The organism is Streptomyces broussonetiae, from assembly GCF_009796285.1.
GTDB lineage: Bacteria > Actinomycetota > Actinomycetes > Streptomycetales > Streptomycetaceae > Streptomyces > Streptomyces broussonetiae.
Window position 1 is genome coordinate 2,030,041 of the sequence record NZ_CP047020.1, and the last position, 11,507, is coordinate 2,041,547.

Here is an 11,507-nt window from a genome sequence, read left to right on the forward strand (position 1 = left end):
CGACATTCGGCCGACCGCTACCGGTGCGTATTCCGAGGTCAGCAGTACGGCACCGGTACGGGAATCGGGAGAAGTCCCGCAAATCGACGGCGCATTGACGTCTTGCGCGAGTCATCGAAATGGGATAGACGAAACAACGGCCGAACAGGCGTCGTATAAACTTCGCCCACAAGGCAGAAGGTTGACGCCCTCGGTCGTGGTTCCTGCCATGTTCCTGCCGTCGCGGTCACGGGAGGCAGACCGAGCCGCACCCATGTTCACCGACCCGGGCCACCACCCTTCCGGCCTTTCCGTGAGCAGACAGCGCCGTCCGCCCCACCCTCCCCGCGCCGCCGCGCCTGTCGAATGAGAGAGGCGACCCACATGCCGCTGCAGTTGCCCCCTGCCCCCGCGCCCGCCCTGCGCTCCGTCCTCGCCGCCCTCGGTTCCCCCACCGCGGTCCGCGAGGCCCGCACTCCCTCCCTGCGCGCCGCGCAGGGCCCGGCAACACCCGAACTCCCGCTGCCCGTCCATGTGCTGGAGCGGATCACCCCGCAGGGCCTGTCCGCGACCCGGCTGGCCGGCTGGCGCTTTCTGATCCGTTGTGGCGAGAAGGCGGTGGCCGCGGCCGACACCATGCTCACCCCGGACGGCTGGGCCTTCTCGCACTTCTTCGAGGGCCCGTACGTCCCCTCCACCGAGCGCGCCCTGGACCAGGCCGAGGCCCTGCAACAGCCGTACCAGGCACGGCTGTTGTCCGTGCCCGGGCTGTACATGCTCACGCTGTGGCTGCACGGCGACACCACGGCCGACGGCGCCGAGGGGCATCCGGCCGGCACCGACCTGCTCGTGCCGCTGGCCCCGGCGCCGCCCGGCATACCCACGCACCGACCGTTCCGGGTCGCCGAGCTGCTGCCGGTGCTGACCCATCGGGCGACCCCGCTGCCGCTGCTCGGCCCCCCGGTGCTCCGCTCACCCGCCTGACCGAACCACCCGCGTGCCCCGCCGCCCTCGAGGGTGGCGGGGCACACCCACGTCAGAGGGCCTGGCCTGCATGGACTAGCCCCATCCGGCCACTGCGAACCACCCAAAGGGACAGTGCACTTGGACTGAACCGTCCAGCCGGGTGATGCGTCATGAACCTGTGAGAAGCGGTGCTGCGAAATCCCTGCGGAATGACGCCGAGAGGGCAACACTGGGTTCCGACCGACTTATCACCACGGGGGACGGCCATGACCACGACAGAGCGAAAGATCCCTCCCATGTGCCAGCACCAGCCGCCGTGTCCGCCAGCCGAGTCCGCCGACCGGGAGTCCGCCCGTCTTGTGGCGCACCACCCGGAGCAGGGCTGGAGTCTGCTGTGCAACGGCGTCCTGCTCTTCGAGGACACCGGTGAGCTGCTGCCCGACGGCCGGGTCATCGCTCCGCACCGCCCGCTGGGTGCGGAGCATGTGGTGACCGCGGCCTGAGCGGAGCGCGCGAACGGCCCGAGGGGCCGGTACGCACATGTCCTGTGCGCACCGGCCCCGATGCGTGCCGAGGGGTGGCTACAGGGCGTAGCCGGGCGGCGGCGCAGCGCCTCCGGGCGTGCCGCCTGCACACCGGCGCACGGCCGGGCGGGCCCCGGTCTCGGGGTGGTGCGCTCAGCCCTTGGTGGCACCGGCGGTGAGCCCGCCGACGAGCCGGCGTTCGGCGCCGGAGCAGAAGGCTGGGGCGAGGACCATCGCGAGCACGAGGTGGGCGAAGATGCGGGCCGTGTCCGCGGGAGTACTGCCCCTGGAACTGCTGCACGCCGATCGGGAATCGTCCACCAGGTGTTGTCGGTGAACATTCGCGGTGGCCGCGCTGCCGCTGTTCCTGCTGCTGCGTTCGACGGGACTGCTGGACAACCCGCTGGGCGTGATCCTGCCGCAGGCCGCGTTCGGGCTGCCGATGACCATCATCATCCTGCGCGGCTTCTCGGGAACATCAGCCCCGTGATGAACAGCGTGAACAGCAGCTCCCGGCCGCGGAAGGCGAACCGCGCGAAGGAGAACGCGGCGAGCGCGGAGGCCGCGACGACGATGACGGTCGTACCGACCGCGATCAACGTGCTGTTGCCGACCAGCCGCCAGGAGGAACACGGGATCCCCCTGGCCTGTACGGCCTTGAGGTCGGTGTCGGTCAGGACGCTCTCGGCCCCCGGGACGACCGGCAGCACACCGGTCTTCTGCACCAGTTCCCGGTCGGTGGTCTCGCCGGCGAAGAACTCGAGGAAGTCCACGGCCGCCTGCGGGGCGCCCTTGCGCAGGGCGTGTCCGCCGCCCCCGCCGAACACCTCGGTGATCTTCCCGGCGCCGCCCTCGACCCCGGGGAACGGGAAGGAGCCGAGGTTCACGCCGATCCCCTTGCCGGAGAGCCTGGGGCCGCGCGGTGAGCGGGCCCGGGCGGCCGGCCGCCGTGGCCCGGCGCGGTCCCGTCCCTGGCGAGCAGGAGGCAGCGCCCGTCGCCGATCCGGTGCACAGCGCGCAGCTCCCGCCCGGGGGCCGGTACGGCGTCCGGCGGCGTCAACCGGCCCGACCGGTCGAGGACGTTGCCGATCCGACGCCCATGCACCAGGTCACGGCTCCGGAAGAGCACCCGGATCGAAAGTTTCGAATCCGGCGCCGCATCCTCAGGGCGGACGAGCAGATCGGCCCGGCTGCGCCAAGCCGATCACCCCGGGTACACGGGAAGGCGAACGGCACAGCGGTCGGCCGCCGGGAGGACACAGCCCGCCCGGCTGGTCGAATCGCCCGCGCGGGGGTGGGATGGAAGGAAGCAAGGGCCTTGCAGGCGGGCACGTCCCCGCGCGTCACCCCGGCGTCGCCCGCCAGGACGCGAGGAACGGTGGAGCGATGTCCGGTTACGACACCTCGGCGGTGGCTCGGGTGGTGGTCGGTGTGAGCGGCTCCCTGGGCAGCGTCACGGCCCTGCGGCGGGCCACCTCACTGGCCCGCCGTCTGGGGACCGAGCTGTGGGCGGTGCTGGCCTGGGAGCCGCCGGGCGGTGACCTGGCCGCGCGCCGCTCCCCCGACGCCGGCGTGCCGGTCGAGCAGTGGCAGCGGCTGGCCGGACAGCGGCTGACAGCCCTCCTCGACGAGATCTTCGACGGGTACAGCCCCGGCATACCGGTACACGCCGTCGTCGTCCGCGGCGCCCCGGGCCCCGCGCTCGTGGCCACCGCCGACCGCGAGAACGACGTGCTGGTCGTGGGCGCGGGACGGCGCGGACTGCACCGCGCCTTCTCCGGCCGGGTCTGCCGGCACTGCATGGCCCACGCGGTCTGCCCGGTCCTCGCCGTGCCCCCGTCCCCGCTCGAGTCCGAACTGCTGTCCGTCCACCGGCGGAACACATGGCATCTGCGCATGGACCTCCGGCGCCTGTGACAGCGGGCCGGTCGGCGAGCGCCCGCGGGAACCGCTTCCCGTCGCGCGCCCATGACGACGGCACGACCTGCGGTGCCCGCGAGAGCGGTGGCCCGACGACGTCGGGTACACCTGCCCGAGGGAGCCCGGGCCGAGGCCGTCGCGGTCACGCACGGTGTTCGCGCGCCGAGGTCGCAGACCGCCGTCGCCCGCTGTGGGCGCGTCAAGGAAGCGCCACATGGCCGTCAGTACGCCGTGTCGCGATGACACTCGGTTGCGGTACGGTCCGGCTCGACACATCGTCCGGTCCGCAGTGCTCCAGGTCACAGCACCTGGTCCGCCTCTTGATGCGACGCGCCTACCCGCAGGCCATTCTTAACGCAAGCTTGACGCCCTCCGAGCCCGGATCCATGGGCCCCGACGTCACTCTCCGCATACGCTGGTGCGGCCGTCCGCGTGATGGCCGGATAAAGAGCTGAGCCGCACACAGGAGCACGCCGATGGCGACAACCGAACACCCTCCTTCCAGTCGATTGCGCGCCTGGATGCTGGAGGGGCTGTCCGACATGGGCAAGCACGGCGGTCAGGCGGCCTCCGAAGCCGAACCGGAGCCTGCGCACAAGGGCCAGCGCTGGTGGCGCGTGATGTGCCTGACCGGTGTCGACTACTTCTCCACCCTCGGCTACCAGCCGGGCATCGCCGCTCTCGCCGCCGGACTGCTGGGGCCGATCGCGACCATCGTCCTCGTCATCGTCACCCTGGCCGGCGCACTTCCGGTGTACCGCCGGGTCGCCGAGGAGAGCCCGCACGGCGAAGGTTCGATCGCCATGCTGGAGCGGCTGCTGTCCTTCTGGCAGGGCAAGCTCTTCGTGCTCACGCTGCTGGGCTTCGCCGCCACCGACTTCCTGATCACCATCACCCTCTCGGCCGCCGATGCCTCCACCCACCTGGTGGAGAACCCGCATCTGAGCGACTTCCTGCAGGGCAAGCAGATGGTGATCACCCTGATCCTGGTGGCACTGCTGGGCGCGGTGTTCCTCAAGGGCTTCCTCGAGGCGATCGGTGTCGCGACCGCGCTGGTCGGTGTCTACCTCGCGCTGAACGTCGTCGTCGTGATCGTCGGCCTCTACCACGTGATCACCGCGGGCCATGTCATCACCGACTGGTCGAGCGCGCTGACCGCGCAGCACGGCAACATCTTCGTCATGATCGGCCTGGCGCTGATCGTCTTCCCCAAACTCGCGCTGGGCCTCTCCGGCTTCGAGACCGGCGTCGCCGTCATGCCGCACGTCGAGGGTGACCCGGACGACACCGAGGAGAAGCCGACCGGCCGGATCCGCGACACCAAGAAGCTGCTGACCACGGCCGCGCTGATCATGAGCGGTTTCCTGATCACCTCCAGCTTCATCACCACGCTGCTCATCCCGGAGAAGGCGTTCAAGACCGGCGGTCCGGCCAACGGACGCGCGCTCGCCTACCTCGCCCACGAGTACCTCGGCAACGCCTTCGGCACGGTCTACGACGTCTCGACCATCGCGATCCTGTGGTTCGCCGGCGCCTCCGCCATGGCCGGTCTGCTCAACCTGATGCCGCGCTATCTGCCCCGCTACGGCATGGCCCCGCACTGGGCCCGCGCGGTGCGCCCGATGGTCATAGTCTTCACGCTCATCGCCTTCCTGGTCACCTGGCTCTTCGATGCCAACGTCGACGCGCAGGGCGGCGCCTACGCCACCGGTGTGCTGGTGCTCATCACCTCCGCGGCGATCGCGGTCACCATCGCGGCACGCAAGGCCGGGCAGCGCAAGTGGAGCATCGGGTTCGGCGTGATCGCGGCGGTGTTCGTGTACACGACCGTCGTGAACGTCATCGAGCGGCCCGACGGTGTGAAGATCGGTGCCTGCTTCATCGTCGGCATCATCCTGGTCTCGCTGCTCTCCCGACTGGCCCGCGCCTTCGAGCTGCGCGTCACCAGCGTGACGTTCGATCCGCTGGCGGAACGATTCATCCGGGACATGGCCAGCCGCAAGATCCGGTTCATCGCCAACGAGCCCGGCCACCGCGACAAGGCCGAGTACCGCGACAAGATCGAGCAGATCCGCGCCGACAACGACATGCCCGAGCAGGAGGACTTCGTCTTCGTCGAGGTCACCGTCACCGACCCCTCCGAGTTCGAGGCCGGCCTGACCGTGCGCGGCGAGGTACTGCACGGCCGCTACAGGGTGCTCACCCTGGAGTCCGCGTCCATCCCGAACGCCCTGGCCGCACTGCTGCTCAACGCCCGCGACATGACGGGCTGCACCCCGCACATCTACTTCGAGTGGACCGAGGGCAATCCCTTCGCCAACTTCCTGCGCTTCTTCCTCTTCGGGCAGGGCGAGGTCGCCCCGGTCACCCGAGAGGTACTGCGCGAGGCGGAGCCGAACCGGGAACGCCGACCGCGCGTGCACACGGGCTGAGGACCGGGGACGAGCCGGGTGGGACAGGGCGCCACGCGCCCTACCTCCCGAACCACCGCCTCGGCGGCCGTACGTCCAGCTTCCCCATGCTGAGCTGCCCCCGTATCTCGGCCCGGAGCACGACCGGCGCCTCGGGCCCACGGGCCGGACGGATCCTGGTCGCGCTGTGCCCCAGCGACAGGGAGCCGGCGTCGACGGTCATGCCGGGCCGGGTGATCAGGCGCAGAACGCCACCGCACATGTCCAGGTCGATGTCGAGTGTGTCGTGAGTGATCACGGCGTCGGAGAAGTCCAGGGTCAGGTTCCCCCAGGCGCACTCGATCTCCAGCCGGCGCGGTACGACCCAGCGGCCCTCGCGGGTGGTCGAGGCGTACTGCTGCTCGATCCGGACGACGCCCTTGGCCACCGACACCGGCGCCGCACCGGGCTCGTCGGGCAGGTCGGCCGTGAGCACCGCCAGTTGCCCGTGGGTACGGGCGGACAGCGCGGCCGCCACCCGCTCGTCCAGCTCCTGCGCGGTCAGCCGCCCGTCGCCCGCGGCGGCGGCCAGCACCTCCACCACCCGGTCCCGGTCCGCGTGCGAGGCACGCTGACCCGACGGCATGTCCGACTCCACCATCTCGGCCGCCATCCCCTCACCCCGTTTCAACCAGTTTCGGAACGTCCTCGCAGGGATCCACCCTCGAGAACAAACGCTATATCGCGTTATACCCAACGGCCAACCCCCCGTCCACGGTTCCCGGGAACTGGCCCTATCGTGACCGGCATGCAGTCCTACACGATCGGCCAGGCGGCACGGCTGCTCGGCGTGAGCCCGGACACCGCCCGCCGCTGGGCCGACGCGGGCCGGATGGCCACCCATCGCGACGAGGCCGGGCGGCGGCTCATCGACGGGCGGGACCTCGCCGCGTTCTCGGTCGAACTGGCCAAGACGGCCGACGGGGAGGAGGACGCCTCCTACACCTCGGTCCGCAACGCCTTTCCCGGCATCGTCACGGGGATCAAGCTCGGGGACGTCGCCGCCCAGGTGGAGATCCAGGCGGGCCCGCACCGGCTGGTCTCGCTGCTGACGCGGGAAGCCGTCGAGGAACTGGGCCTGGAGGTCGGCATGGAGGCCACCGCGCGCGTGAAATCCACCAACGTGCACATCGACCGCGTCTGACCTGAGCCGAGCACCGGGCGGTGCACGGTGTGGACGTTCAGATGCAGCGCCTGCGCCGTACACACCCAGGAGCCGTCGCCGACGGCGAGCAAGATCTCCAGCGCGCCGACGAGTCCTCCGGGCTCCGCCACGGGTGCGCCGGTGCCACCGTGCGGCACGACCACTGGCGCGCTGCCGGGGGCCGGTCGGCCACACCTCGTCCGCCCAGCCGTCCTGTGCGCCGGACACCACCGTGAAGGCAAACCGTCCGGCAACCGCCCGACGGCCGTCGGCACGACACCGCCCGCGCCCCTGCGCCCCGGCACGGCACGGCACAACCGCGCGCCCGACAGGGCCGCCTTCCGACGCTGCCGGCTCCCGCAGTAGGCCGACGTGCCGCGCACCGGGGTGCACTTCATACAGGCCTCGGACGGGATCGGCCCGCTCGGCGCCTAGCCGGCGAGCGGGAGGTTCGTCAGCCAGGTCTCCCGGCCTTGGCCTACGCCCTGCGGGTCGCGACGGGCGAGCGGTTCACCGGGGTGCCGCTGCCGCGTGACCGGGTGCGGCGGGAGCTTGAGTGCCACAGGGGTAACCGCCGTCGACCCGGATCGCGGTGATCCCGCTGATGTGCCGGGCCCCGCAGCGGTCCTGCGGAAGGACCAGCTGGGGCCCGGCCGCGTCCAGCGGGGTGTCGTCGATGCTCACGCCCAGCAGGACGGGGGCGTCGGCGAAGTCCGGGTCGATCTCGGCCCAGGACAGCACCGCGTGGTGGCCGTCGGCGCCGGCGACGGCGATGAGGAAGCGCAGCCGGTCCTTGCGCCGCACCGGGTCGAAGCCGGGTCCGGCGTCGGCGAGGACGTCGTACAGGCGCGGTCCGGCGAAGCGGTGCTGCTGGATGCCGCTGGTCGCGCACTCGAAACTGACGTGCGCCCGGTGCTGCGGCCAGCGAAGCAGCTCCGGGACGGTCAGCCGGGCGGGCCGGGCCACATCGCCGGTCAGGGTGAGTTGCGCGAGCGTCATCTGCGACCACCTCCCGCAGGACGGTACCCGCACGACCTCACCGTACAAACGCACATGCGAGCCACAACTCACAACTTCACAGCTCATGCGATGCGACAGGAGACTTAGACCTGGCAGATGCGGCAGTATCATCGCCGCACGGCCGATTCCCCGGGCCGTGGCAGGGCGCGACACTCGTTCCGCAGAACGCGAGGAGTAGAAACAGTGATGACCCGTTCCGTGCGCCGGACCCGGCGGATGCTGCAGGTGGCCGGCGCGGGAGCCGCCGCCCTGCTGGCCCTGAGCGCCTGCTCCTCCTCGTCGAAGTCGTCGGACTCGTCGGACAAGCCGGACACCTCCAGCTCCGCCTCCCCCAAGATCTCCGGCAACATCACGGTGTTCGCGGCGGCCTCCCTGAAGGAGAGCTTCCAGACCCTGGGCAAGGAGTTCGAGCAGCAGCACCCGGGCACCAAGGTCAACTTCAACTTCGGCGGCAGCGACACCCTCGCCGCGAGCATCACCGGTGGTGCCCCGGCGGACGTGTTCGCCGCCGCCAGCCCCAAGACCATGGCGATCGTGACGGGCAAGAAGGACGCCGTCGGCACCCCGGCCACCTTCGTCCGCAACCAGCTGGAGATCGCCACCCTGCCGGGCAACCCCGGCAAGGTCTCCTCGTTGAAGGACCTCACCAAGTCCGGCCTGAAGGTCGTGCTGTGCGACAGGACCGTGCCGTGCGGCGCCGCCGCGCAGAAGGCCCTGGACGCGAGCCACCTCAAGCTCACCCCGGTCTCCTACGAGCAGGACGTCAAGTCCGCGCTGAACAAGGTGGAGCTGAAGGAGGCCGACGCCTCGGTGGTCTACAAGACCGACGTGCACGCCGCCGGCAGCAAGGTGCAGGGCGTGGAGTTCCCCGAGTCCGCCCAGGCGATCAACGACTACCCGATCGTCCTGCTGAAGAACGCGCCGAACGCCGCGGGCGCCAAGGCGTTCATCGCTCTCGTGCAGTCCGCCGAGGGCCAGAAGGTGCTGAGCCAGGCCGGGTTCCTCAAGCCGTGACCTCGCTCGACAAGCCCGGCGCCGCGGCCGGTCCCCGCACGGACCGGCCGCGGCGTCGCCGCGTCGGCACGGGGGGCCGGCACGGGGTGCCACCCGTGCCGCTGCTGCTGCCCGCCCTGGTGGCGCTGGTGTTCCTGCTGCTGCCGCTGCTCGCACTGATCGTCCGGGCGCCCTGGCGCAGCCTGCCGGACCAGCTGTCCAGCACCGAGGTGTGGCAGGCGCTCCAGTTGTCGCTGGTCAGCGCGACCGCGGCGACGGCCGTGAGCCTCGTCCTGGGCGTGCCGCTGGCCTGGCTACTGGCCCGTACGGACTTCCCCGGGCGAAGGTTCCTGCGGGCCCTGGTGACGCTGCCCCTGGTACTGCCGCCGGTGGTCGGCGGTGTGGCCCTGCTGCTGGCCCTCGGCCGCAACGGGGTCGTCGGCAAGTGGCTGGACGCCTGGTTCGGGATCACGCTGCCGTTCACGACCACCGGTGTCGTGATCGCGGAGGCGTTCGTCGCGATGCCGTTCCTGGTCATCAGCGTCGAGGGCACGCTGCGCGCGGCCGACCCGCGCTTCGAGGAGGCGGCGGCCACGCTCGGCGCGTCCCGCTTCACCGCGTTCCGCCGGGTCACCCTGCCGCTGATCGCACCCGGTATCGCCGCGGGCTCGGTCCTCGCCTGGGCCCGCGCGCTCGGCGAGTTCGGCGCCACGATCACCTTCGCGGGCAACTTCCCCGGCCGCACCCAGACCATGCCCCTCGCGGTCTACCTCGCCCTGCAGAACGATCCCGATGCCGCGATCTCCCTCAGCCTGGTCCTGCTCGCCGTGTCGATCGCGGTGCTGGCGGGGCTGCGGGACCGCTGGATGACGGGAGCCTGACCGTGGCAGCCACCCCGGAGCGTGTGCGAACGTACGGACCCATGACCGACATCGACGCCCCCGAAGCCGACGTGAAGAGAGCGGGCGACGAGGGACTCGACGCCCGGCTCGTCGTCGACCGCGGCCCCTTCCGGCTGGACGTGAGCCTGACGGCGGCCCCCGGAGACGTCGTCGCGCTGCTCGGTCCCAACGGCGCAGGCAAGACCACCGCCCTGCGCGCGCTCGCCGGTCTGGTCCCGCTCACCGACGGCCACCTGCGCCTGGACGGCGCCTCACTGGAGCGCACTGCCCCGGAGTCCCGCCCGGTCGGTGTGGTCTTCCAGGACTACCTGCTCTTCCCGCACCTGTCCGCCCTCGACAACGTGGCCTTCGGGCCGCGCTGCCAGGGCGCGTCCAGGGCCGAGGCCCGGGAGCGGGCCGCGGCGTGGCTGGACCGCATGGGCCTGGCCGACCACGCCCACGCCAAGCCGCGTCGGCTGTCCGGCGGGCAGGCGCAGCGGGTGGCCCTCGCCCGGGCCCTGGCGACCCGTCCCCGGCTGCTGCTCCTGGACGAACCGCTGGCCGCCCTGGACGCCCGTACCCGCCTGGAGGTCCGGGCCCAGCTCCGCCGCCATCTCGCGGAGTTCGAGGCGGTCGCCGTCCTCGTCACGCACGACCCGCTGGACGCCATGGTGCTCGCGGACCGGCTGGTGGTCGTGGAGCACGGCCGGGTCGTGCAGGAGGGCGCCCCCTCCGACATCGCCCGCCACCCCCGCACCGACTACATCGCCCAGCTCGTCGGCCTCAACCTCTACCGGGGGCAGGCGGACGGGCACACGGTACGGCTCGACGCCGGGCCCTCCATCACCACCACGGAGGACCTGTCCGGACCGGTCTTCGTGGCCTTCCCGCCCGCCGCCGTCACCCTGTTCCGGGACCGGCCGACCGGCGCCAGCGCCCGGAACCTGTGGCGCTGCGAGGTCGAGGGCCTGGAGACGCACGGCGACCAGATCCGTGCCGTCCTGACCGGCGAACTCCCGCTCGCCGCCGACCTCACCACGGTGGCCGCCGCCGAGCTGGACCTGCACCCGGGCGCAGCTGTCTGGGCGACGGTCAAGGCGACGCAGACCCACGCATACCCGGCATGATCGGACGGGCACCCTAGCGTGGTTGCCCATGACTCTGAGCATCCGCAATCAGCTGCCCGGCACGGTCACCGAGGTCCGGTCCGGTCCGGCGAGGCCATGGCCACGGTCAAGGTCCGGCTGGACGGCGGTCAGCACCTCATGGCGGCCATCACCAAGGAGTCCGCCGAGGACCTGGCCCTCGCCCCCGGCTCGGCCGTCCGCGCCCTGGTGAAGTCGACCGAGGTCTCCCTCGCCACCAGCCGGATCAAGGGCCTGTCGATCCGCAACCAGCTTCCGGGCGCGGTCACCGGCCTCAGGACCGGCGCCGTCATGGCCTCCGTGAAGATCACCGTCGACGGCGCCGAACTGACCGCGGCCATCACCAAGGACGCGGTCGCCGACCTCGGCCTCTTCGTGGGGTCCGACGTGGTCGCCCTGATCAAGGCGACCGAGGTGTCGCTGGCGACGGCCTGAGACCGTACGACGTCGAGGGCCCCGCCCGCAGATCCGGACGGAGCCCTCGA

At 71.5% G+C, this 11,507-nt stretch carries 10 protein-coding genes and 3 pseudogenes; 9 read left to right on the forward strand and 4 right to left on the reverse strand.

Annotated features, from left to right (window positions below; translation table 11 throughout):
- Window positions 1–363 precede the first annotated feature (363 nt).
- Together GQF42_RS09355 and GQF42_RS09360 are read left to right on the forward strand one after the other, a co-directional pair.
- Window positions 364–963 (forward strand): hypothetical protein, encoded by a 600-nt coding sequence (locus tag GQF42_RS09355; RefSeq protein ID WP_158919182.1) that lies wholly within the window; start codon window positions 364–366, stop codon window positions 961–963.
- A 278-nt stretch (window positions 964–1,241) separates the two neighbouring features.
- Entirely contained in the window at window positions 1,242–1,448 is a 207-nt protein-coding gene (locus GQF42_RS09360) for a DUF5999 family protein (protein WP_158919183.1), read from the forward strand.
- A 174-nt stretch (window positions 1,449–1,622) separates the two neighbouring features.
- Here the strand turns inward: GQF42_RS09360 and GQF42_RS47660 are convergent.
- Together GQF42_RS47660 and GQF42_RS44875 are read right to left on the reverse strand one after the other, a co-directional pair.
- Window positions 1,623–2,092, reverse strand: a pseudogene (locus GQF42_RS47660) (carbohydrate ABC transporter permease); the annotation flags it as partial.
- An 18-nt stretch (window positions 2,093–2,110) separates the two neighbouring features.
- Window positions 2,111–2,374: pseudogene (locus GQF42_RS44875) on the reverse strand (ABC transporter substrate-binding protein); the annotation flags it as partial.
- Between the two features lie 481 nt (window positions 2,375–2,855).
- Here GQF42_RS44875 and GQF42_RS09370 point away from each other — a divergent pair.
- Together GQF42_RS09370 and GQF42_RS09375 are read left to right on the forward strand one after the other, a co-directional pair.
- Window positions 2,856–3,386 (forward strand): universal stress protein, encoded by a 531-nt coding sequence (locus tag GQF42_RS09370; RefSeq protein ID WP_158919184.1) that lies wholly within the window; start codon window positions 2,856–2,858, stop codon window positions 3,384–3,386.
- Window positions 3,387–3,865: 479 nt separating this feature from the next.
- Window positions 3,866–5,821: an APC family permease gene (locus GQF42_RS09375; RefSeq protein ID WP_158919185.1), complete on the forward strand. Its 1,956-nt coding sequence runs from the start codon at window positions 3,866–3,868 to the stop codon at window positions 5,819–5,821.
- 40 nt (window positions 5,822–5,861) lie between these two features.
- Here the strand turns inward: GQF42_RS09375 and GQF42_RS09380 are convergent, their stop codons facing one another.
- Complete coding sequence (locus GQF42_RS09380; protein WP_158919186.1) at window positions 5,862–6,452, reverse strand: DUF1707 SHOCT-like domain-containing protein; 591 nt, start codon at window positions 6,450–6,452, stop codon at window positions 5,862–5,864.
- Between the two features lie 135 nt (window positions 6,453–6,587).
- Here GQF42_RS09380 and GQF42_RS09385 point away from each other — a divergent pair, with 135 nt between their 5' ends.
- Complete coding sequence (locus GQF42_RS09385; RefSeq protein ID WP_158919187.1) at window positions 6,588–6,983, forward strand: TOBE domain-containing protein; 396 nt, start codon at window positions 6,588–6,590, stop codon at window positions 6,981–6,983.
- 510 nt (window positions 6,984–7,493) lie between these two features.
- Here GQF42_RS09385 and GQF42_RS09390 read toward each other — a convergent pair.
- Window positions 7,494–7,982, reverse strand: coding sequence for a molybdopterin-dependent oxidoreductase (locus tag GQF42_RS09390; protein ID WP_158919188.1), 489 nt, complete (start codon window positions 7,980–7,982; stop codon window positions 7,494–7,496).
- Window positions 7,983–8,189: 207 nt separating this feature from the next.
- Between GQF42_RS09390 and modA the strand changes: the two genes are divergently transcribed.
- The 4 genes and pseudogenes from modA (at window position 8,190) to GQF42_RS09410 (ending at window position 11,457) form a co-directional block, all read left to right on the forward strand.
- Window positions 8,190–9,017 (forward strand): molybdate ABC transporter substrate-binding protein, encoded by an 828-nt coding sequence (modA, locus tag GQF42_RS09395; RefSeq protein WP_158919189.1) that lies wholly within the window; start codon window positions 8,190–8,192, stop codon window positions 9,015–9,017.
- On the forward strand, window positions 9,014–9,877 hold the full coding sequence (gene modB, locus GQF42_RS09400) for a molybdate ABC transporter permease subunit (protein ID WP_158919190.1): 864 nt from the start codon (window positions 9,014–9,016) through the stop codon (window positions 9,875–9,877). The genes modA and modB overlap by 4 nt, the downstream gene beginning before the upstream one ends.
- Window positions 9,878–9,918: 41 nt before the next feature.
- Entirely contained in the window at window positions 9,919–11,004 is a 1,086-nt protein-coding gene (locus GQF42_RS09405; protein ID WP_158919191.1) for an ABC transporter ATP-binding protein, read from the forward strand.
- 28 nt (window positions 11,005–11,032) lie between these two features.
- Window positions 11,033–11,457: pseudogene (locus GQF42_RS09410) on the forward strand (TOBE domain-containing protein).
- Window positions 11,458–11,507: the final 50 nt, after the last annotated feature.

Bases quoted from the DNA above. Each gene is read 5' to 3' on its own strand.
- GQF42_RS09355 (WP_158919182.1), top strand. From the start codon at position 364: ATGCCGCTGCAGTTGCCCCCTGCCCCCGCGCCCGCCCTGCGCTCCGTC.
- GQF42_RS09360 (WP_158919183.1), top strand. From the start codon at position 1,242: ATGTGCCAGCACCAGCCGCCGTGTCCGCCAGCCGAGTCCGCCGACCGG.
- GQF42_RS09370 (WP_158919184.1), top strand. From the start codon at position 2,856: ATGTCCGGTTACGACACCTCGGCGGTGGCTCGGGTGGTGGTCGGTGTG.
- GQF42_RS09375 (WP_158919185.1), top strand. From the start codon at position 3,866: ATGGCGACAACCGAACACCCTCCTTCCAGTCGATTGCGCGCCTGGATG.
- GQF42_RS09380 (WP_158919186.1), bottom strand. From the start codon at position 6,452: ATGGCGGCCGAGATGGTGGAGTCGGACATGCCGTCGGGTCAGCGTGCC.
- GQF42_RS09385 (WP_158919187.1), top strand. From the start codon at position 6,588: ATGCAGTCCTACACGATCGGCCAGGCGGCACGGCTGCTCGGCGTGAGC.
- GQF42_RS09390 (WP_158919188.1), bottom strand. From the start codon at position 7,982: ATGACGCTCGCGCAACTCACCCTGACCGGCGATGTGGCCCGGCCCGCC.
- modA (WP_158919189.1), top strand. From the start codon at position 8,190: ATGACCCGTTCCGTGCGCCGGACCCGGCGGATGCTGCAGGTGGCCGGC.
- GQF42_RS09405 (WP_158919191.1), top strand. From the start codon at position 9,919: ATGACCGACATCGACGCCCCCGAAGCCGACGTGAAGAGAGCGGGCGAC.